Annotated in this window: 22 protein-coding genes and 2 pseudogenes; 23 read left to right on the top strand and 1 reads right to left on the bottom strand. The window is 61.1% G+C overall.

Going from position 1 to position 21135, the window contains the following annotated elements; translation table 11 throughout:
* Positions 1-47: 47 nt before the first annotated feature.
* The 5 genes and pseudogenes from tsaD to ACK83U_RS14375 all read left to right on the top strand — a co-directional run bounded on the left by tsaD (position 48) and on the right by ACK83U_RS14375 (position 3577).
* The gene (gene tsaD, locus ACK83U_RS14395) at positions 48-1145 is read left to right on the top strand and encodes a tRNA (adenosine(37)-N6)-threonylcarbamoyltransferase complex transferase subunit TsaD (protein ID WP_112607835.1); all 1098 of its coding nucleotides are present in this window, start codon (positions 48-50) and stop codon (positions 1143-1145) included.
* On the top strand, positions 1142-2131 hold the full coding sequence (locus tag ACK83U_RS14390) for an NAD(P)H-dependent glycerol-3-phosphate dehydrogenase (RefSeq protein WP_112607833.1): 990 nt from the start codon (positions 1142-1144) through the stop codon (positions 2129-2131). Before tsaD ends, ACK83U_RS14390 begins: the two co-directional genes overlap by 4 nt.
* A gap of 41 nt (positions 2132-2172) precedes the next feature.
* Positions 2173-2466, top strand: a complete 294-nt coding sequence (locus ACK83U_RS14385; protein ID WP_112607831.1) for a YciI-like protein — start codon at positions 2173-2175, stop codon at positions 2464-2466.
* Between the two features lie 3 nt (positions 2467-2469).
* Positions 2470-2901 (top strand): EVE domain-containing protein, encoded by a 432-nt coding sequence (locus ACK83U_RS14380; RefSeq protein WP_075853666.1) that lies wholly within the window; start codon positions 2470-2472, stop codon positions 2899-2901.
* Positions 2902-2931: 30 nt separating this feature from the next.
* A pseudogene (locus ACK83U_RS14375) lies at positions 2932-3577 on the top strand (class I SAM-dependent methyltransferase).
* Positions 3578-3583: 6 nt separating this feature from the next.
* Here ACK83U_RS14375 and ACK83U_RS14370 read toward each other — a convergent pair.
* On the bottom strand, positions 3584-3979 hold the full coding sequence (locus ACK83U_RS14370) for a hypothetical protein (RefSeq protein WP_112607829.1): 396 nt from the start codon (positions 3977-3979) through the stop codon (positions 3584-3586).
* 302 nt (positions 3980-4281) lie between these two features.
* Between ACK83U_RS14370 and sdhC the strand changes: the two genes are divergently transcribed.
* The 18 genes and pseudogenes from sdhC to ACK83U_RS14280 all read left to right on the top strand — a co-directional run bounded on the left by sdhC (position 4282) and on the right by ACK83U_RS14280 (position 21119).
* A complete protein-coding gene (gene sdhC / locus ACK83U_RS14365) occupies positions 4282-4680 on the top strand; it encodes a succinate dehydrogenase, cytochrome b556 subunit (RefSeq protein WP_112607827.1) in 399 nt (132 codons plus the stop codon).
* Positions 4681-4745: 65 nt separating this feature from the next.
* The gene (gene sdhD, locus ACK83U_RS14360) at positions 4746-5126 is read left to right on the top strand and encodes a succinate dehydrogenase, hydrophobic membrane anchor protein (protein ID WP_112336360.1); all 381 of its coding nucleotides are present in this window, start codon (positions 4746-4748) and stop codon (positions 5124-5126) included.
* Positions 5127-5133: 7 nt separating this feature from the next.
* Positions 5134-6990 carry a succinate dehydrogenase flavoprotein subunit gene (gene sdhA, locus ACK83U_RS14355; protein ID WP_112607825.1) on the top strand — a complete coding sequence of 619 codons (1857 nt, stop codon included), beginning with the start codon at positions 5134-5136 and terminating at the stop codon, positions 6988-6990.
* A 17-nt stretch (positions 6991-7007) separates the two neighbouring features.
* Positions 7008-7787: a succinate dehydrogenase iron-sulfur subunit gene (locus ACK83U_RS14350; RefSeq protein ID WP_112607823.1), complete on the top strand. Its 780-nt coding sequence runs from the start codon at positions 7008-7010 to the stop codon at positions 7785-7787.
* Between the two features lie 48 nt (positions 7788-7835).
* The gene (locus ACK83U_RS14345) at positions 7836-8642 is read left to right on the top strand and encodes a DNA polymerase beta superfamily protein (protein ID WP_112607821.1); all 807 of its coding nucleotides are present in this window, start codon (positions 7836-7838) and stop codon (positions 8640-8642) included.
* A 145-nt stretch (positions 8643-8787) separates the two neighbouring features.
* On the top strand, positions 8788-9315 hold the full coding sequence (locus ACK83U_RS14340; protein ID WP_015341413.1) for a protease inhibitor Inh/omp19 family protein: 528 nt from the start codon (positions 8788-8790) through the stop codon (positions 9313-9315).
* Positions 9316-9377: 62 nt separating this feature from the next.
* A complete protein-coding gene (gene zapE / locus ACK83U_RS14335) occupies positions 9378-10541 on the top strand; it encodes a cell division protein ZapE (RefSeq protein ID WP_112607819.1) in 1164 nt (387 codons plus the stop codon).
* A 179-nt stretch (positions 10542-10720) separates the two neighbouring features.
* A complete protein-coding gene (mdh, locus tag ACK83U_RS14330; RefSeq protein WP_015341411.1) occupies positions 10721-11683 on the top strand; it encodes a malate dehydrogenase in 963 nt (320 codons plus the stop codon).
* 27 nt (positions 11684-11710) lie between these two features.
* On the top strand, positions 11711-12904 hold the full coding sequence (sucC, locus tag ACK83U_RS14325) for an ADP-forming succinate--CoA ligase subunit beta (protein WP_112400497.1): 1194 nt from the start codon (positions 11711-11713) through the stop codon (positions 12902-12904).
* A gap of 5 nt (positions 12905-12909) precedes the next feature.
* Positions 12910-13401: a DUF1579 family protein gene (locus tag ACK83U_RS14320; protein WP_112607817.1), complete on the top strand. Its 492-nt coding sequence runs from the start codon at positions 12910-12912 to the stop codon at positions 13399-13401.
* A gap of 12 nt (positions 13402-13413) precedes the next feature.
* Entirely contained in the window at positions 13414-14316 is a 903-nt protein-coding gene (gene sucD / locus ACK83U_RS14315; RefSeq protein WP_068388874.1) for a succinate--CoA ligase subunit alpha, read from the top strand.
* An 84-nt stretch (positions 14317-14400) separates the two neighbouring features.
* Positions 14401-16925, top strand: a pseudogene (locus ACK83U_RS14310) (2-oxoglutarate dehydrogenase E1 component); the annotation flags it as partial.
* A gap of 36 nt (positions 16926-16961) precedes the next feature.
* Complete coding sequence (locus tag ACK83U_RS14305) at positions 16962-17474, top strand: hypothetical protein (protein ID WP_412474855.1); 513 nt, start codon at positions 16962-16964, stop codon at positions 17472-17474.
* Between the two features lie 11 nt (positions 17475-17485).
* Entirely contained in the window at positions 17486-17812 is a 327-nt protein-coding gene (locus ACK83U_RS14300) for a YciI family protein (protein ID WP_112607813.1), read from the top strand.
* Between the two features lie 24 nt (positions 17813-17836).
* Positions 17837-19078, top strand: coding sequence for a 2-oxoglutarate dehydrogenase complex dihydrolipoyllysine-residue succinyltransferase (gene odhB / locus ACK83U_RS14295; RefSeq protein WP_112400500.1), 1242 nt, complete (start codon positions 17837-17839; stop codon positions 19076-19078).
* A 15-nt stretch (positions 19079-19093) separates the two neighbouring features.
* Positions 19094-19843: a DUF4241 domain-containing protein gene (locus ACK83U_RS14290; RefSeq protein ID WP_112607811.1), complete on the top strand. Its 750-nt coding sequence runs from the start codon at positions 19094-19096 to the stop codon at positions 19841-19843.
* Positions 19844-19863: 20 nt separating this feature from the next.
* Positions 19864-20367: a hypothetical protein gene (locus ACK83U_RS14285; RefSeq protein ID WP_412474854.1), complete on the top strand. Its 504-nt coding sequence runs from the start codon at positions 19864-19866 to the stop codon at positions 20365-20367.
* Entirely contained in the window at positions 20364-21119 is a 756-nt protein-coding gene (locus ACK83U_RS14280; protein ID WP_112607809.1) for an SDR family oxidoreductase, read from the top strand. The genes ACK83U_RS14285 and ACK83U_RS14280 overlap by 4 nt, the downstream gene beginning before the upstream one ends.
* Positions 21120-21135: the final 16 nt, after the last annotated feature.

The raw sequence follows: 21135 nt of genomic DNA, 5'->3' as shown, positions 1-21135 counted from the left end.
ATATTTCCGCTTTATCGCAATCGACCTGTAGGCAACGAACTTTCTCCATGACATCCGTTCTTCGTATTCTCGGCATCGAAACAAGCTGCGACGAAACCGCTGCAGCCATTGTCGAGCGCCGGGATGACGGCACGCCCACTGTCTGTTCCGATGTCGTCCTCAGCCAGCTGGACGAGCACAGCGCCTATGGCGGCGTCGTGCCGGAAATTGCTGCGCGGGCACACGTCGAAGCGCTCGATACGCTGATCGACGAGGCATTGAAACGCGCCAATGTGTCGCTCTCGGACGTCGATGCCATTGCCGCTACATCCGGACCGGGCCTTATCGGCGGGTTGCTCGTCGGCCTGATGACAGGCAAGGCAATTTCGCGTGCCACCGGCAAGCCACTATACGCCATCAACCATCTGGAAGGCCATGCCCTGACGGCGCGACTGACGGACGGTCTTGCCTTTCCTTACCTCATGCTGCTCGTTTCCGGCGGCCACACCCAGCTGATCCTGGTGCGCGGCGTCGGCCAATATGAGCGCTGGGGCACCACTATCGACGATGCGCTCGGCGAAGCCTTCGACAAGACGGCCAAGCTTCTGGGACTGCCCTATCCCGGCGGCCCTGCTGTGGAGGCAGCCGCCAAAAACGGCGATCCGGACCGCTTCGATCTGCCGCGACCGCTGGTCGGCGAAACGCGCCTCGATTTTTCCTTTTCCGGCCTGAAAACGGCGGTACGACAGGCGGCGATGGCGATTGCGCCTGTTACGCAGCAGGATATCGCCGATATCTGCGCCTCCTTCCAGAAGGCGATCTCGCGCACGCTGAAGGATCGTATCGGCCGCGGCCTGCAGCGCTTCAAGACGGAGTTTCCGAAGACTGAGGAAAAGCCGTCGCTTGTGGTGGCCGGAGGCGTTGCCGCCAATCTCGAGCTGCGCCGCACGCTGCAGGAGCTTTGCGACGCCAATGGTTTCCGCTTCATCGCGCCGCCATTGAGATTGTGTACGGATAATGCCGTCATGATCGCCTGGGCTGGACTGGAACGCATGGCGACGGGGGCCGCACCTGACGATCTCGATGTGCAGCCGCGCTCGCGCTGGCCGTTGGATCAGAAGGCGGAAACTCTGCTCGGACATGGCAAACGAGGAGCGAAAGCATGAGCGGCAATGAGCGGATCGCAGTCATCGGCGCCGGGGCTTTCGGCACGGCGCTTGCCGCCGTCATCGCGCTGACCGGTCGCGCCGATGTGGTGCTCGTCGGACGCAACGCAGGGCTGATGACTGACCTTGCCGCCGACCGCATGCATGATGCCGTCCTGCCCGGCATCGACCTTCCGGATTCGCTGCAGTTTTCGGCCGTGCCGGATGCAATTTCCAATGCCGGCATCGTTCTTTTTGCCATGCCCTCACAGGCGCAGGCCGATGCTGCCCGTCATTATGGCCCTTATCTCGCCAAGGATGCGGTCGTCGTTACGTGCGCGAAAGGTATCGACAAGGTCTCCGGCGATCTGCTGACCGATATGCTGGAGCGGGAGTTGCCGCAGCATGCGATCGCTGTGCTCTCAGGCCCGGGCTTTGCCGCCGACATTGCCAAGGGACTGCCGACGGCCATGGCGATCGCCGCCGCCGACATGACTGTCGCCGAAAGGCTAGCCCAGGCGATTTCCGGCCCGACGTTTCGCCTCTACGCCTCGGATGACCGCATCGGCGTGCAGCTCGGCGGCGCCTTGAAGAATGTTCTCGCGATTGCCTGCGGCATCGTCGAGGGCCGGGGTATAGGCGATTCCGCACGTGCGGCGCTGATCAGCCGTGGTCTTGCCGAGATGTCGCGCTTCGTTGCAGCCAAGGGGGGCAAGGCCGAAACCGTGCGCGGCCTATCGGGTCTTGGCGACCTCGTGCTGACGGCGACCAGCCATCAATCCCGTAATCTCAGGTTCGGTATCGCGCTTGGGCAGGGAGAGACCGTTGATCCAACGCATGGCACGCTGGTCGAGGGCGCCTATGCCGCCTCCATCGCCGCGCGGCTCGCCCACAAACTCGGCGTCGACATGCCGATCACCGACGCGGTGTCCGCCATCATCGACGGCAAGCTCGACATAGCAACGGCCATCGGACAACTGATGACGCGGCCGATCACCACGGAATAGTTTCTGGGGAATAATTTCTGGATATCTGAAGGAGCCAAACAATGCTTTTCGCCTTTGTCTGCAAAGACAAGCCCGGTCACCTGAATGTTCGCATGGAGACGCGCCCGGCGCATCTGGAGCATCTGAACAAGCTCAATGCTGAAGGCACGTTGAAGATGGCCGGTCCGTTCCTGGATGCGGACGGCAAGCCGAACGGTAGTCTCGTTGTCGTCAAGGCCGAGAACGCCGAGGCTGCCAAGGCGATTGCCGATGCCGATCCCTATACGAAGGCCGGTCTGTTCGAGAGCGTTGAGATCAAGCCGTTCAACTGGGTCTTCAACAATCCGGAGGCATGAGAGATGGCGCACTGGCTTTATAAATCCGAGCCGTCCTCCTGGTCCTGGCAGCAGCAGAAGGATGCCGGCGAAAAGGGAACGGAATGGACCGGCGTGCGCAACTATCTCGCCCGCAACAACATGCGGGCCATGCAGATCGGCGACAAGGGTTTCTTCTATCACTCCAATGACGGGCTGGAGGTCGTCGGCATCGTCGAGGTCTGCGCGCTGGCGCATCCGGATTCGACCGCCAAGGACGATCCGCGCTGGGAATGTGTCGACATCCGCGCCGTTCGCGATATGCCGAATCCGGTGACCCTCAAGGACATCAAGGCCAATCCGAAGCTTTCGCAGATGGCGCTCGTCACCTCCATGCGGCTTTCGGTGCAGCCGGTGACGGATGATGAATGGCTCGAAGTCTGCCGCATGGGCGGTCTGGACAATCCGCCGGTCTGATCCGGCCTTGTTCGGTAGGTGGGAGATTCATTGAAAACCGATCCGGAAAGCTTCATCCGTGCCAATACCAGCCTCATGGCGTCGCCGCATGTGCCGGAAATCCGGCTGCACCTGGCAAGCGAGGCGCATGAATTGTGGTTGAAGACGGAAGAAGAGCTGGAAGAGATCGGCCTGCCGCCGCCGTTCTGGGCCTTTGCCTGGGCGGGCGGGCAGGGTCTGGCGCGCTATATCCTCGATCATCCGGAGATCGTCGCCGGCAAAACCGTGCTGGATTTTGCCACCGGCTCCGGGCTCGTCGCGATTGCGGCGAAGCGTGCGGGCGCGGCTCTTGTGCTTGCCGTCGATATCGATCCAGGGCACGGCGATCCGGCTCAATGCCGTTGAAAATGGCGTCACCGTCGATTTCTCTAGCGATGACATTATCGGGCAGGCCGTGGATGCGGGCGTCATTCTTGCCGGCGATGTCTTCTATGATCGCGATTTTGCCGCGAGTCTCGTTCCCTGGCTAAGACGCTTGGCGGGCGAGGGGAGGACGGTTCTCGTCGGCGATCCCGGCAGGGCCTATCTTCCGAAGGATCGCCTGGAAGTGCAGGCCACCTATCAAGTGCCGGTGACGCGGGCGCTCGAGGACAGCGAGATCAAGAAGACGACGGTCTGGCGATTTCTCGCCGATTGAGAAAGGTCAGTGCCTGATGACGCAGACGCCTGCTTCATACGAGCAGGGATTGCCGGCATAGCGGACATCGATGACCTTCACCTTCGGCCTCAACTGCACTGTGGCAGGTGGAGCATAGGGATTGTAGCCGCCATAGCCGATAACATAGGTGCCGCCATCAGCCCGATAGACATCGGCCGAGCCGGCATAGCTGCCGGCGTTTGCGGCGTCACGCCGTTCCATGATGACGATCCGGGCAGGTTGCTGCTCGCGACCCTGGGGCTTCGATATCTGGTTCAGGCGTACAAGGCCGGAGCGATCGTGATGATGCCAGTGGCGGTAGTCGCCCGCCGATGCCGGGGCGAAGGAAAGGGTGGCTGCCGCCAAAACGAGCGCTGCTGCCTTGAAAAGATGCGGCTTCATGATTCGACTCGCTTCGATCGGTTAATGAAATCTTAACGGCAGATTGCCTCAAGAGCCGCGCGAAGTCCACGTCAGGGTTGCCGAAATGGTAAACGGCCCGGAATGGGAAGCCCGTCATTGCATGCTCGCTAAAGTGCAGCTCGATCCGAATCGATTAAATTCGATGCAGGCATCAATTGTGCTTGTGGATGGGCGTCTCTGTGATTATTGGTCGCAATGATGCAACGCACACTGCACGTCTCTGCGCGCGCGTTGCCCCGGATAACCGGGTTCTAAGCGTATCGTAACGCCGCGAGGTTCTGATGGCGAACGTCACACAAAACCGGCCTCTGTCGCCGCATCTGCAAATCTACAAACCCATTCCCACCATGGTTATGTCGATCCTCCACCGCATCACCGGGGGCGCGCTCTATTTCGGCACGCTGCTGGTCGCCTGGTGGCTGATCGCCGCGGCGACCGGTCAGGGCTATTTCGATCTGGTCAACTGGATCATGGGCACGATCATCGGCCGCATCATCCTGTTCGGCTACACGTGGGCTCTGCTGCACCATTTGATCGGCGGCCTGCGCCACTTCGTGTGGGATCTCGGACATGGTTTCGATCCCGCCGTCTCGACGAAGATGGCCAAGTTCACGCTCATCGCCTCGATCTGTCTGACCGCGCTGGTCTGGATCATCGGCATCGCCATCCGCCTGGGTTGATTGGCATGATCGCTCCCGGAGGCGCTCAGGCGCCTTTCGGGATCATGCTTTAAAGGATATTTCTCATGGATATGCGCACTCCTCTGGGCAAAGTCCGCGGTCTCGGTTCCGCCAAGGAAGGCACGGATCATTTCTGGCGCCAGCGCCTGACCGCCGTTGCCAACGTTCCCCTCTTTCTCTTCTTCGTCATCTTCCTGATCATCTATGCCGGCGCGCCCTATGCGGAAGTCGTGCACGCGATCTCGAACCCGATCGTTGCCGTGATCTTCGGCCTGATGGTGATCTCCGGCGTCATTCACATGAAGCTCGGCATGCAGGTCATCATCGAGGACTATGTCCACGGCGAATTCGGCAAGATCGTTCTTCTCATGCTCAACACGTTCTTCGCGGTCGTCGTGGCGGGGCTCTGTCTCTTCGCCATTCTGAAGATCGCGTTCGTAGGATAATTGCATCATGGCACCGAACTCATCTGCTCAGAATGGGGCTGCCCAGAACGGGAAAGCCTATAAATACATCGATCACTCCTATGATGTGATCGTCGTCGGCGCCGGCGGCGCCGGCCTGCGCGCCACGCTCGGCATGGCCGAACAGGGTTTCCGCACCGCCTGCATCACCAAGGTCTTCCCGACGCGCTCGCATACCGTCGCGGCGCAGGGCGGCATTGCCGCCTCACTGCAGAACATGACGCCGGACAGCTGGCAGTGGCACCTCTACGATACCGTCAAGGGCTCCGACTGGCTCGGCGACGTCGACGCCATGCAGTATATGGTCATGGAAGCGCCGAAGGCCGTTTACGAGCTTGAGCATTACGGCGTGCCCTTCTCGCGCAATGAAGAAGGCAAGATCTACCAGCGCCCGTTCGGCGGCCACATGCAGAATTTCGGCGAGGGACCGCCGGTGCAGCGCACCTGTGCCGCCGCCGACCGTACGGGCCACGCCATCCTGCACACGCTCTACGGCCAGTCGCTGCGCAATAACGCCGAATTCTTCATCGAGTATTTCGCGCTCGACCTTATCATGTCCGACGATGGCAGCCGCTGCACCGGCGTTGTCGCCTGGTGCCTGGATGACGGCACGATCCATCGCTTCGCCGCCAAGATGGTGGTGCTGGCGACCGGCGGCTACGGCCGCGCCTATTTCTCGGCCACGTCTGCCCATACCTGCACCGGCGACGGCGGCGGTATGGTGGCTCGCGCCGGCCTGCCGCTGCAGGATATGGAGTTCGTGCAGTTCCATCCGACCGGCATCTACGGTTCGGGCTGCCTCATCACCGAAGGTGCGCGCGGCGAAGGCGGCTATCTGGTCAATTCCGAGGGCGAGCGCTTCATGGAGCGCTATGCTCCTTCGGCGAAGGACCTTGCCTCGCGTGACGTCGTTTCGCGCTGCATGACGCTTGAGATCCGTGAGGGTCGCGGCGTCGGCAAGAACAAGGATCACATCTTCCTGCATCTCGACCACCTTGATCCGGCCGTGCTGCATGAGCGCCTCCCGGGCATTTCCGAAAGTGCCCGCATCTTCGCCGGCGTCGATGTGACCCGTGACCCGATCCCCGTCCTGCCGACCGTTCACTACAACATGGGCGGGATTCCCACGAACTATTGGGGTGAGGTGCTGAATGCTGACAGCAACAATCCCGAGCGCGTGCTGCCGGGCCTGATGGCCGTCGGCGAAGCCGGCTGCGCGTCGGTGCATGGTGCCAATCGCCTCGGCTCGAACTCACTGATCGACCTTGTGGTCTTCGGCCGCGCCGCCGCCATCCGCGCCGGCCAGGTCATCGACCGCGTCGGCCCGGTTCCTCCGGTCAACGTTGCGGCCTGCGACAAGATCATGGAGCGCTTCGATCGCCTGCGCCATGCCAGCGGCTCGACGCCGACGGCAGCGCTGCGCGAAAAGATGCAGCGCGCCATGCAGGAAGATGCGGCCGTGTTCCGCACCCAGGAATCGCTGGAATCCGGCTGCCGCCGTCTTTCGGAAATCTGGGGTGAAATGGCCGACATCAAGGTCACCGACCGTTCGCTGATCTGGAATTCCGACCTCGTCGAGACGCTGGAACTGCACAATCTGATGGCCAACGCCATTACGACGATCTACGGCGCCGAGGCCCGCAAGGAAAGCCGCGGCTCGCATGCTCGCGAAGACTATACCGAGGGCAAGTTCGCCGGCCGCGACGACGAAAACTGGCGCAAGCATACGCTTGCCTGGGTTAACGAGGCAGGCGACGTGAAGCTCGACTATCGTCCGGTTCACACCGACCTGATCGCCGAAGGCATCGATCCGCACAAGATCGAGCCGAAGGCACGCGTGTACTGATCTGAGAGGAACTGACCATGGTTGAACTCGCTCTCCCCAAGAACTCTCAGATGCGCGAAGGCAAGGTCTGGCCGAAGCCGGTCGGTGCCAAGAACACGCGCGAATTCCGCGTCTATCGCTGGAGCCCCGATGACGGCCAGAACCCGAGCATCGATACCTACTATATCGATGTCGACGATTGCGGCCCGATGGTGCTCGATGGTCTGCTCTACATCAAGAACAACATCGACCCGACGCTGACATTGCGCCGCTCCTGCCGCGAAGGCATTTGCGGCTCCTGCGCGATGAACATCGACGGCACCAACACGCTCGCCTGCACCAAGGGTCTGGACGAGATCAAGGGCACGGTGAAGGTCTATCCGCTGCCGCACATGCCCGTCGTCAAGGACCTCGTGCCGGATCTGACGAACTTTTACGCACAGCATCGCTCGATCGAACCCTGGCTGAAGACGGTATCGCCGCCGCCCGCCAAGGAATGGAAGCAGAGCCATGAGGACCGCCTGAAGCTCGATGGCCTTTACGAGTGCATCCTGTGCGCCTGCTGCTCGACCTCCTGTCCGAGCTATTGGTGGAACGGCGACCGTTACCTCGGTCCGGCCGTTCTGCTGCAGGCCTATCGTTGGCTGATCGATTCCAGAGACGAAGCCAAGGGCGAGCGTCTCGACAATCTCGAGGATCCGTTCCGCCTCTATCGCTGCCACACGATCATGAACTGCGCCCAGACCTGCCCGAAGGGTCTGAACCCGGCCAAGGCGATCGCCGAAATCAAGAAGATGATGGTCGAGCGGCGGGTCTGACCCGCCGTCACCCATTCGCCGGCTTCGGGCGACGAGGATGATGTTTGCATGACGATGGAAGACTTTGCGCCGGAGGCTGTGGCCGAAATTCGTTCACGGCTTGCTTCGGTCAAGGCCGAGGGTATTCGGATCGGCTTTGCCATCGAAAGCGGCAGCCGTGCATGGGGTTTTCCCTCGCCTGACAGCGATTACGATTGCCGCTTCGTCTATGTCAGGCCGAAGCGACATCATCTGACCTTGTTCCCGCATCGCGATGTCATCGAATTTCCGATCGTCGGTGATATTGATACCGGTGGGTGGGACCTGCGTAAGGCTCTCCTGCTGGCGCTCAAGGGTAACGCTGTCCTCGTCGAATGGTTGAAGTCGCCGATCGTCTATGAGGAGGAGGCCGGCTTTCGTAGCCGTCTCGGTACTTTGCTTGATGTGATCATGGTGCCGGAGAAGGTTGCTCGGCACTATATTGGGCTTATGAAGCAGCATCAGCCCGATGATGAGGCTGCGCCCATCCGTCTGAAGAAGCTGCTCTATTCCATCCGTCCGGCGATAGCGCTGGAATGGATGCGGCAAACGGACTTTGCCAAGTTGCCGCCGATGAACATGCTCGAATGTTTGGCGGATATCGATATCGCCGAAGACATTCGGACCAGCATTATGCAATTGGTGGCAGTCAAGAAAGAGACGCGTGAAATGGGAGAAGGCGTGCCGCCATCGCCCATCACGGCGTTTTTATCAGCCTCGCTCGTACGCTATTCCAACTTCTCAGGCGTGTTCCAGGAAGAGCAAGCACGCGACAAAAGCATGCAGGAATTTGCCGACCGCTTCTATCGAGATGAGGTTCGGCGGGCGACGCCTTGAAACCACCCGATTCTTGTTCAGCTATCGCCTACGACAATTTGTAGCGGTATCGACTTGATTAACCAAAGTGAAATACGATAATTCGGACATCATTAAATATCACTTTGCAGATGTCAGCGGTGGACAATCATTTAGGAGTGTGATGATGCAGTTTAGATATGCAGTGACGGCTGCGGCGATTGGTCTGTCGCTTGCCGGTTGCCAGCGCACGGCATACAACAACGACAGTTATTCTTCTCCGCCGCCACTGCAGGCCCAGCCTGTTCCTTCCGTACAATCCAGCCAGCTTCCGCCCGCAGGCGCCGGCAACGGTTCGCAGTTCCCGGCCGCTCCTGCGAGCGCGCCGAATGCAGCCAATCCAGCACAGCAGCAGGCGATGGCGGCGTCCGCCATGGATGTCACGAAGGAATCGATGGTCGGCAGCTGGAAGGTCAGCAACGGCGGATCGAGCTGCGACATGTTCCTGACGCTGACGAACCTCGGCAGCGGCTCGCGTGGTGGCACGCGTGGTTGCGCTGGCGAGCTGACCTCGATGGGGTCGTGGGAGGTTTCCGGCAAGCAGGTCCTGTTGAAGAATCGTGACGGCTCGACGATCGGTACGGTCTACAAGACTGCCGCTTCGCGCTTTGACGGTTCGACCGCCTCCGGTCAACCGCTCAGCCTCAGCCGATAAGCTTATTTGAAAGGGGTGGCATCCTCTGGATGCGCCCCATTTGCACAGGCGGATATTTCCCCATGCAGCCCATGCCAGATTACTCGATCAGCGTCTGCGAACAGCTGAAGGCGCTGACGGCGTCCGGATCCCTTCAGGTGGATTCGGCGCAGATGGATGTGGCAAAAAAGCTGGACCGCGTGCTTGCCGATCTCAAGCGGAAACGGCCCGCGGCAAAGTCCAGCGCGCTGGGGTGGATGTTTGCCGCGCGCAAGAAATCGGCCGAGACGATCAAGGGCCTCTATATTCACGGCAGCGTCGGCCGCGGCAAGACCATGTTGATGGACATGTTCTTCGCAATGGCGCCCTGCCCGAAAAAGCGCCGGGCGCATTTTTTCGAGTTCATGAACGATGTGCACAACCGGATTGCGGCGCAGCGGCTGAAATTCAAGAACGGCGAGACAAAGCAGAGCGACCCCATACCGCCAGTTGCCGCCGATCTCTACGCCGAAGCCGAATTGCTGTGCTTCGATGAATTCACGGTCACTGATATTGCCGACGCGATGATCCTCTCGCGGCTGTTTTCCGAGCTGTTTTCGCTCGGCTGCGTGCTGATCGCCACCTCGAATGTCGAGCCGGACAATCTCTATCGTGACGGGCTCAATCGTGGCCTTTTCCTGCCCTTCATCGATCTCTTGAAGAAGCATGTCGATATCGTGACGCTGGATTCGCCGACCGATTACCGCATGGAGAAGCTGAACAGCCAGCCGGTCTATCTCACTCCGCTTGACCAGCGCACCGACATGGCGATGGACGCCTCCTGGATGCAGGGGCTGCATGGACGCAAGGCACAGCCGACGGAGATCCCGATGAAGGGGCGCTCCATCCATGTCCCGCTCGCCGTCGATCGCATGGCGCGTTTTTCCTTCGCCGATCTTTGCGACGCGCCGCTCGGGCCCGCCGATTTTCTCGCCATCGCCGAGCGTTTCGATACGATCTTTCTCGATCACGTGCCGAAGCTTGGTCCGGACAAGCGGAACCAAACGAAGCGTTTTATCATTTTGATCGATACGCTCTACGATCATAATATTCGGCTTTACGTCTCCGCAGCCGCGATGCCGGAAGATCTGCTCGAGGAGCGCCGGGGCACCGAAGGCTTCGAATTCGACCGGACCGCATCCCGGCTTTTCGAGATGCGCAGCGCCGAATATCTCGCCCAGACTCCGGCAAGGCGCGCCGCCGAGTAACAAATCGGTGACGGATTGACTTACGTTTACGTAAGAATTTTTCGATCTAACCGATTGAAATTCCTGATCTCAAAATAATCAATTGCCAATTTCGGCCTTTGGGTCTATGCGAGTGGCGGCATAGGTGGATGCCTTGCAGGTGTCCCGCCACGGATTTTGATCGCAAAGGATACACCGAAATGGCGCGCAACAAGATCGCACTTATTGGTTCTGGCATGATTGGTGGCACGCTGGCGCATCTCGCCGGCCTGAAGGAACTGGGCGACATCGTCCTGTTCGACATCGCGGACGGCATTCCTCAGGGCAAGGGCCTCGATATTGCCCAGTCCTCTCCCGTCGAAGGCTTCGACGCCAACCTCACCGGCGCCAGCGACTATTCTGCGATCGAAGGCGCTGACGTCTGCATCGTCACCGCTGGCGTTCCCCGCAAGCCGGGCATGAGCCGCGACGATCTTCTCGGCATCAACCTCAAGGTCATGGAACAGGTCGGCGCCGGCATCAAGAAGTATGCTCCGAACGCTTTCGTGATCTGCATCACCAATCCGCTCGACGCCATGGTCTGGGCGCTGCAGAAGTTCTCGGGCCTGCCGACCAACAAGGTCGTCGGCATGGCCGGCGTGCTCGATAGCTCGCGCTTCCGCCTGTTCCTCGCCAAGGAATTCAATGTATCGGTCGAAGACGTCACGGCTTTCGTTCTCGGCGGCCACGGCGACTCGATGGTGCCGCTTGCCCGCTACTCCACCGTTGCCGGCATCCCGCTAACCGACCTCGTTACCATGGGCTGGCTCACTGCCGAGCGCCTCGAGGAAATCATCCAGCGCACCCGTGACGGCGGCGCCGAGATCGTCGGCCTGCTCAAGACCGGCTCTGCCTATTACGCCCCGGCTGCTTCCGCCATCGCGATGGCCGAATCCTACCTCAAAGACAAGAAGCGCGTCCTGCCCTGCGCCGCTCATCTCGACGGCCAGTACGGCGTCAAGGACATGTATGTCGGCGTTCCCACCGTCATCGGTGCCGGCGGCATCGAGCGCGTGATCGAGATCGACCTGAACAAGGCCGAAAAGGAAGCCTTCGACAAGTCGGTCGCAGCTGTTGCGGGTCTTTGCGAAGCCTGCGCCACGATCGCGCCGTCGCTGAAATAATCTAGCCGTTCCAACAGGGATAGACCCATGAACATTCACGAATACCAGGCCAAGGCGCTGTTGAAGAGCTATGGTGCACCCGTCGCGGACGGCGTTGCCATCTTCTCCGCCGATGAAGCCGCTGCCGCTGCCAAGCAGCTCCCAGGCCCGCTCTACGTCGTCAAGAGCCAGATCCATGCTGGCGGCCGCGGCAAGGGCAAGTTCAAGGAACTCGGCCCCGACGCCAAGGGCGGCGTTCGTCTCGCCAAGTCCGTTGACGACGTCGTCGCCAACGCCAAGGACATGCTCGGCAACACGCTGGTGACTAAGCAGACCGGCCCGGCCGGCAAGCAGGTCAATCGCCTCTACATCGAAGACGGCGCCGACATCGACCGCGAACTCTACCTCTCGATCCTGGTCGACCGCTCCGTCGGTCAGGTCGCTTTCGTCGTTTCGACCGAAGGCGGCATGGACATCGAGACCGTTGCGCACGACACGCCGGAAAAGATCATCACCGTCGCCATCGACCCGTCGACGGGCGTGACGGCTGCCAATACGGCTGCTCTTTCCGACGCGCTGAAGCTCGAGGGTGCCGCCCGCGAAGATGCCGCCAAGCTCTTCCCGATCCTCTACAAGGCCTTCGTCGAGAAGGATATGGCGCTCCTCGAAGTCAACCCGCTGATCGTCATGACCAACGGCCGCCTGCGCGTTCTCGACGCCAAGGTTTCCTTCGACGGCAACGCTCTCTTCCGTCATGAAGATGTCCGCGCGCTGCGCGACACGTCCGAAGAAGACGAGAAGGAAATCCAGGCACACGAATATGATCTCGCCTATGTCGCCCTCGACGGCAACATTGGCTGCATGGTCAACGGCGCCGGTCTTGCCATGGCAACCATGGACATCATCAAGCTTTACGGCGCCGAGCCGGCGAACTTCCTCGATGTCGGCGGTGGCGCCACCAAGGAAAAGGTCACGGCCGCCTTCAAGATCATCACTGCCGATCCGGCTGTCCAGGGCATTCTGGTCAACATCTTCGGCGGCATCATGAAGTGCGACGTCATTGCCGAAGGCGTGCTCGCCGCCGTCAAGGAAGTCGGTCTGAAGGTTCCGCTCGTCGTTCGCCTCGAAGGCACGAATGTCGAGCTCGGCAAGAAGATCATCAACGAATCCGGTCTCAACGTCATCTCAGCAGATGACCTGGACGATGCCGCCCAGAAGATCGTGAAGGCAGTCAAGGGCTGATCGGGATGGCTGCTTCCTTCGCTCCAACGGCTGCTCATCTCCGCCTCGGTGCCTTTGCCGGCACCTGGGAAGGGGAAGAGCATGTCGCGGCTTCGGCCTGGACGAAGGAAGGCACGGCAACCGCGCGCCTCACGGCTGAGTGTCTGTTCGGCGGATTTTTCGTCGAACAGCGCTACGTGCAGACGCGGGACGGCAGCACGTCGTTCGAAGCCCGGAACATTCTCGGCTTCGACGCTGCTGACCAGTCATATAAGCTCTATCAGTTCGATACGGTGGGTTTCGTGCCCGCAGCGCCGGCTTCCGGCGAGTGGATCGACGACAAGCTTGTCCTGACCAAAGTCTCGCCGCGCGGTCAGCAACGCACTCTCTTCCAGTTCGAAAATGAAGACTGCTACCGCATGGGCGTCACGTTCTCGCCCGCCGGCAGCGATACATGGCAGGAGGTCGTCAGCGGCTTATATCGCCGCGTTGCCTCCGCGTCTTCCAACCTCTCGTAACAAAGGCCTCGCATGTCTATTCTCATCAACAAAGACACCAAGGTTCTGGTTCAGGGCCTGACCGGCAAGACCGGTACCTTCCACACCGAACAGGCGCTTGCCTATCACGGCACGAAGATGGTCGGCGGTATCCACCCTTCCAAGGGCGGTGAAACCTGGACCGGCAAGGACGGCGAAAAGCTGCCGATCTTCAAGTCCGTCGCCGAAGGCAAGGACGCGACCGGCGCCAATGCCTCGGTCATCTACGTACCGCCGGCAGGCGCTGCGGCTGCGATCCTCGAAGCGATCGAAGCCGAGATCCCGCTGATCGTCTGCATCACGGAAGGCATCCCGGTTGCCGACATGGTCAAGGTCAAGGACCGCCTGATCAAGTCGAAGTCGCGCCTGATCGGACCGAACTGCCCGGGCGTCCTGACCCCGAACGAATGCAAGATCGGCATCATGCCGGGCTCCATCTTCAAGAAGGGCTCGGTCGGCGTTCTCTCGCGTTCAGGCACGCTCACCTACGAAGCCGTGTTCCAGACTACCAATGAAGGTCTCGGCCAGACCACGGCTGTCGGCATCGGCGGCGACCCGGTCAAGGGCACCGAATTCATCGACATCCTGGAAATGTTCCTCGCCGACGACGAAACCAAGTCGATCATCATGATCGGCGAAATCGGCGGTTCGGCTGAAGAAGAAGCCGCGCAGTTCCTAAAGGACGAAGCCAAAAAGGGCCGCAAGAAGCCGATGGTCGGTTTCATCGCCGGCCGCACGGCACCTCCCGGCCGCACGATGGGCCATGCCGGCGCCGTGATTTCCGGCGGCAAGGGCGGCGCGGAAGACAAGATCGCAGCGATGGAAGCGGCAGGCATCCGCGTGTCGCCATCGCCGGCGCGTCTCGGCAAGACGCTGGTGGAAGTCCTGAAGGGCTGAGCCTACCTATAGCAAGGCCGGACGGGGCGGCAGTCGCCTTGTCCCGTCCGGTTTCGACATTCGCAAGTGCATACTGCGGCCTTCATGGCTGTGAACGAAATACGGTCGCCGGGGGCCCGAAAACCGGCAATGCAAACAAGTTGGGAGACGGGCGAGAGCGCCCGCAGATTCACCATGGCAAGGCAAGAAGCCAACGAGCAATTTCAGATCACCTCGTTCCTGGATGGCGCCAATGCTGCCTATATCGAGCAGCTCTACGCGCGCTATGAGGACGATCCTTCATCGGTATCCGACGAGTGGCGGTCGTTCTTCAAGGCGCTCGAGGATAGCCCCGACGATGTGAAGAAGGCGGCCAAGGGCGCCTCCTGGCAGCGCAGGAACTGGCCGATCCCGGCAAAGGGCGATCTGGTTTCCGCGCTCGATGGCGACTGGGGCGTTGTCGAAAAGGTCATCGAAACCAAGCTGAAGGCGAAGGCGGAAACCGCCGGTACGCCGGCGAGCGCAACCGACGTGCTGCAGGCGACGCGCGACAGCGTTCGCGCCATCATGATGATCCGCGCCTATCGCATGCGCGGCCATTTGCACGCCAAGCTGGATCCGCTCGGCATCGCCGCTCCGGTCGAAGATTACAAGGAGCTGTCGCCGGAAGCCTACGGTTTCACCGAGGCCGACTTCGACCGCAAGATCTTTATCGACAACGTGCTCGGCCTCGAATTCGCAACCATTCGCGAGATGATCGAGATCCTCGAGCGCACCTATTGCTCAACCCTCGGCGTCGAGTTCATGCACATCTCCAATCCGGAGGAAAAAGCATGGATTCAGGAGCGCATCGAAGGGCCGGACAAGGGCATTGCGTTCAATCCGGAGCGCAAGAAGGCCATCCTGCAGAAGATCATCGAAGCCGAAGGCTACGAGCAGTTCCTCGACGTCAAGTTCAAGGGCACCAAGCGTTTCGGCCTCGACGGCGGTGAATCGCTGATCCCCGCGCTCGAGCAGATCCTCAAGAGCGGCAGCCAGCTCGGTCTTCGCGAAGCCGTATTCGGCATGGCGCACCGCGGTCGCCTGAACGTGCTGTCCCAGGTCATGGGCAAGCCGCATCGCGCCATATTCCACGAGTTCAAGGGCGGCTCCTATGCGCCGGACGAAGTCGAAGGTTCGGGCGACGTGAAGTACCATCTCGGCGCGTCCTCGGACCGTGATTTCGATGGCGCCAAGGTACACGTGTCGCTGACGGCAAACCCGTCGCACCTCGAAATCGTCAACCCGGTCGTCATGGGCAAGGCCCGCGCCAAGCAGGACATGGGCGCCACCCAGTGGGACGGCGACATCATCCCGCTATCCGAGCGTGCCAAGGTCGTGCCGCTGCTCATCCATGGTGACGCGGCTTTCGCCGGGCAGGGTGTCGTTGCTGAAATCCTCGGTCTCTCCGGTTTGCGCGGCCATCGTGTTGCCGGCACGATGCACGTCATCATCAACAACCAGATCGGTTTCACCACCAATCCGGCCTTCTCGCGCTCGTCGCCCTATCCGTCCGACGTCGCCAAGATGATCGAAGCGCCGATCTTCCACGTCAACGGCGATGATCCGGAAGCGGTCGTCTATGCCGCGAAGATTGCGACTGAATTCCGCATGAAGTTCCACAAGCCTGTTGTGGTCGACATGTTCTGCTATCGCCGTTATGGCCACAATGAAGGCGATGAGCCGTCCTTCACGCAGCCGAACATGTACAAGGTCATCCGCGCCCATAAGACGGTGCTGCAGCTCTACTCGCAGCGGCTCATCAGCGAAGGCGTGCTGACCGAAGGCGAAGTCGAGAAGATGAAAGCCGACTGGCGTGCCCATCTCGAGCAGGAATTCGAGGCCGGCCAATCCTACAAGCCGAACAAGGCCGACTGGCTCGACGGCGAGTGGTCCGGCCTGCACACGGCCGACAATGCCGACGAGCAGCGCCGCGGCAAGACCGCCGTGCCGATGAAGTCGCTGAAGGAAATCGGCCGCAAGCTGTCGGAAATCCCGGCTGGCTTCCACGCGCACCGCACCATCCAGCGCTTCATGGAAAACCGCGCCAACATGGTGCAGACGGGCGAGGGCATCGACTGGGCCATGGCGGAAGCCCTGGCATTCGGTTCGCTCGTCGTCGAAGGCCACAAGATCCGCCTGTCCGGTCAGGATTGCGAACGCGGTACCTTCTCGCAGCGTCATTCGGTTCTCTACGATCAGGAGACCGAAGAGCGCTACATTCCGCTCGCCAATCTCTCGCCGACGCAGGCCCGCTACGAAGTCATCAACTCGATGCTCTCGGAAGAAGCGGTTCTCGGCTTCGAATATGGCTACTCGCTTGCCCGTCCGAACGCGCTGACCCTCTGGGAAGCCCAGTTCGGCGATTTCGCAACGGCGCGCAGGTCATTTTCGACCAGTTCATCTCGTCGGGCGAACGCAAGTGGCTGCGCATGTCCGGTCTCGTTTGCCTGCTGCCGCATGGCTATGAAGGCCAGGGTCCGGAACACTCTTCGGCTCGCCTGGAACGCTATCTGCAGCTCTGCGCCGAAGACAACATGCAGGTCGCCAACGTCACGACGCCGGCGAACTACTTCCATATCCTGCGCCGGCAGCTGAAGCGCGACTTCCGCAAGCCGCTGATCCTGATGACGCCGAAGTCGCTGCTGCGCCACAAGCGTGCCGTGTCGACGCTTGCGGAAATGGCGGGCGAAAGCTCCTTCCACCGCCTGCTGTGGGACGATGCGGAAGTGATCAAGGATGGCCCGATCAAGCTGCAGAAGGATAACAAGATCCGTCGCGTCGTCATCTGCTCGGGCAAGGTCTACTACGATCTGCTGGAAGAGCGCGAGAAGCGCGGCATCGACGATATCTACCTGCTGCGTATCGAACAGCTCTATCCGTTCCCGGCCAAGGCGCTCATCAACGAGCTCAGCCGCTTCCGCAATGCGGAAATGGTCTGGTGCCAGGAAGAGCCGAAGAACATGGGCGCATGGTCCTTCATCGATCCCTATCTGGAATGGGTGCTTGCCCATATCGATGCCAAGTACCAGCGCGTTCGCTACACCGGCCGTCCGGCCGCCGCCTCCCCGGCGACGGGCCTGATGTCCAAGCATCTGTCGCAGCTTGCGGCGTTCCTCGAGGACGCGCTCGGCGGTTGAGGGGGTGCGCGATGGCCTATTTTCATCTGAAACTTGTGCCGCCGCGCCCCAGCTTCCCGCATGACGCCACGGAGGAGGAGATGGCCGCCATGCAGCAGCACGCCGCCTATTGGCGAGAACATGCGAATGCCGGGACGGCAATTGTCGTCGGCCCGGTCTTCGCGCCCGGTGCCGCTTTCGGCGTGGCTATCATCGACGTCGAGCATGCCGATGCGGCCAAGTCGCTTGGTGATGCCGATCCCGTTCTTCTCGCCGGGCTCGGTTTCCGTATCGAAATCTCGCCGATGCCCTCACTCATTCTCCGGTCCTCTGTCGCCGGAATTCCATCCAACTCATAAAGACGAAAAATCAGGATTTGAACAATGGCCACTGAAATCCGCGTTCCTACCCTCGGCGAATCCGTCAGCGAGGCGACCGTCGGCACCTGGTTCAAGAAGGTCGGCGATGCCATCAAGGCCGATGAGCCGCTTCTCGAACTCGAAACCGACAAGGTGACGATCGAAGTTCCGGCGCCCTCCGCCGGTACGCTTTCCGAAATCGTTGCCCAGGCCGGCGAAACCGTAGGTCTCGGCGCGCTGCTCGGCCAGATCTCCGCCGGCAACGGCGCTGCAGCCGCTCCGGCACAGGCTGCTGCACCCGCCGCCGCTGCTCCGGCCCCTGCCGCTGCTGCACCGGTTGCCGCCCCCGCCGTTTCCGCTCCGGCCTCTTCCATGCCGCCGGCACCGGCCGCCGGTAAGCTGCTTGCTGAAAACAATCTGTCTGCCGATCAGGTCGAAGGCAGCGGCAAGCGCGGCCAGGTCCTGAAGGGCGATGTCATCGCTGCTGTCGCCAAGGCTGCTTCGGCTCCCGCCGCTGCACCGGCAGCACCCGTTGCCGCTCGCGCCCCGACCGCCGTCGAGGACGTCAGCCGCGAAGAGCGCGTCAAGATGACACGCCTGCGCCAGACGATCGCCAAGCGCCTCAAGGATGCACAGAATACCGCCGCCATGCTCACCACCTACAATGAGGTGGACATGAAGGCCGTCATGGACCTGCGCAACAAGTACAAGGACATCTTCGAGAAGAAGCATGGCGTGAAGCTCGGCTTCATGGGCTTCTTCACCAAGGCCGTCACCCACGCGCTGAAGGAATTGCCGGCTGTCAACGCCGAGATCGACGGCACCGACATCATCTACAAGAACTACTGCCACGTCGGCATGGCTGTCGGCACCGACAAGGGTCTTGTCGTTCCTGTGATCCGTGATGCCGACCAGATGTCGATCGCGGAAGTCGAGAAGGAACTTGGACGCCTGGCGAAGGCTGCCCGCGACGGCACATTGGCGATGGCCGATATGCAGGGCGGCACCTTCACCATTACCAATGGCGGCGTCTACGGTTCGCTGATGTCCTCGCCGATCCTCAATGCGCCGCAGTCGGGCATCCTCGGCATGCACAAGATCCAGGAGCGTCCCGTCGCCATCGGCGGCCAGGTCGTCATCCGCCCGATGATGTATCTGGCGCTCTCCTACGATCACCGCATCGTCGACGGCAAGGAAGCGGTGACCTTCCTCGTGCGTGTCAAGGAAAGCCTGGAAGATCCGGAACGTCTCGTTCTCGATCTCTAAGGGGAGCGTTGGATCATGTCGACATGGCCCATGCGGACGCTGCGCGGATTGTTGTGCGCCGTCGCCGCATGGGTGCCATCCTCCGCCGGCGCGGGCGAACTCGACATTTCCAAGTTCAGCAGCAATCTCGATCTGGCGTCGCTTGTCGACGCCGATCTTGCCGCCCGCTCGATCAAGGTCCTGCGCATCGGCAAGGTGGAACTGACCTCCGGGCGCATCGTCGCAAGCGACCCGCTCGTCGGGCCTGACCGCGCGGCATTTACTCGCACGGTTTCTCCCGGCGACTATCCCGTCACCTTATATCAAGCCTTCGGCCGCACCGCCGCGGCCAGCATGCGTTTTGCCGAGGGCAAGCCGGTGCGCTGGGAACTGGCCGTGGTCCCCGGCCAGGATATCAATTCGTTGAAGAACGATGAGTTCTTCGGTTATCCGGTCGATGCCGGTCTTGGCTGCTACATGGATGCCGAGACCTACGCGCTGATCCAGGAGCGCGAAAAACAGGTCCAGGCGGAGAAGGCGACGTCGGATATCAATTATTACGATGATGTTCTGGCATCCGAGCTGCAGCCCAATAAGGACGATTACGCCATGCACCGACCGATATCGGGCAAGCGCGGCAACGTCGCCATCTTCTCGAGCGGCTGGGGCGATGGCTTCTATCCGGTGTTCTGGGGGCTGGATGCCGCCGGCAAGCCGCTGGTTCTGTTCACCGATTTCGGCGTCATGGAAAATGCCGACGGCCGGCGTGAGCCGGGAGGGCAATGATGATGCCGGCTCGGACCATGATGACAAAACTGGCTTCGATGCCCTTGGTAACGTTCGCTTGGGCGGTCGCTCCCGTCGCTGCGCAGGCGGAAGAGTGCGTGCAGGAAAAGGCTGTCTATGTCGATATGGACAATGCCTATGAGCTGCGCTTCGAACCCATGGAAACGGAGTCGTCCGTCAGCAACAGGTTCAAGCTCACAGTGCGCAACACCAATATCGTGGCCGATGGGATCGTGATGCGCAGCGACGATCAGCTGCGCGCCGATGGACGGATCATGTTCGAATGCCCTGAAGGGGATGTAACCGGGGCCGATCTCAGAGCCTGCACCGTGTGGCAGGGCATGGTCTATGCCTCGGATCTGAAGGGCCATATTCGTGCGCTGCCGGCGGAAGGTGAGGGCGCGGCTGACCGGCTTTTTCTGCCCGCGCTCGGTCCCTCGATCCAGAAATCGTCCCTCTGGGGCAAGGGCAAGGCGACAGTCGCGCCCTGGGATGTCCTTAGTCTGAAAGGATGCAATCAATGACCGACGACGCACCTGTTCTTCTTGTCACCGGCGGCAGCCGTGGCATCGGCGCCGCGATTTGCCTGGCAGCCGTTCAGCATGGCTGGGCCGTGGCGGTCAATTACGCGTCCAACAAGGATGCGGCCGAAGCGGTGGTGGGGACGATCGTTGGCGCCGGCGGCGAGGCGATCGCGATCCCTGGAGATGTCGGCAAGCCTGAGGATATCAAAGCCATTTTCGCCAAGGTCGACGCGCATTTCGGCCGCATCGACGGGCTCGTCAACAATGCCGGCATCGTCGATGTCATCCAGCGCCTGGATGAGATGACGCCAGAACGGATCGATCGCATGTTCCGCATCAACGTCACGGGTTCGATGCTGGCGGCGGCTGAAGCCGTGCGCCGCATGTCGACCCGGCATGGCGGCAAGGGCGGGGTGATCGTCAACGTCTCTTCCATGGCCGCCACGCTCGGCGGCGGCGGACAATATGTCGATTATGCCGCCTCCAAGGGCGCGATCGATACGTTCACTGCGGGGCTTGCACGCGAGGTGGCGGCGGAAGGCATTAGGGTCAATGCCGTCCGACCGGGAATCATCGATACCGATATCCACGCTGCCGCCGGGCTACCGGACCGAGCTCGTGATATCGCACCGCAGCTGCCGATGAAACGAGCGGGAACGGCCGACGAGGTCGCTGACGCCATCCTCTACCTTTTGAGCCCGCACGCTTCCTATATAACGGGTGCCGTGCTCGACGTGAGCGGCGGTCGCTGATCGGAAAGGGTCGATA

Source organism: Rhizobium sp. WW22, from assembly GCF_047041135.1.
Taxonomy (GTDB): Bacteria; Pseudomonadota; Alphaproteobacteria; order Rhizobiales; family Rhizobiaceae; genus Rhizobium.
This window is presented reverse-complemented; position numbering and strand designations above follow the sequence as displayed.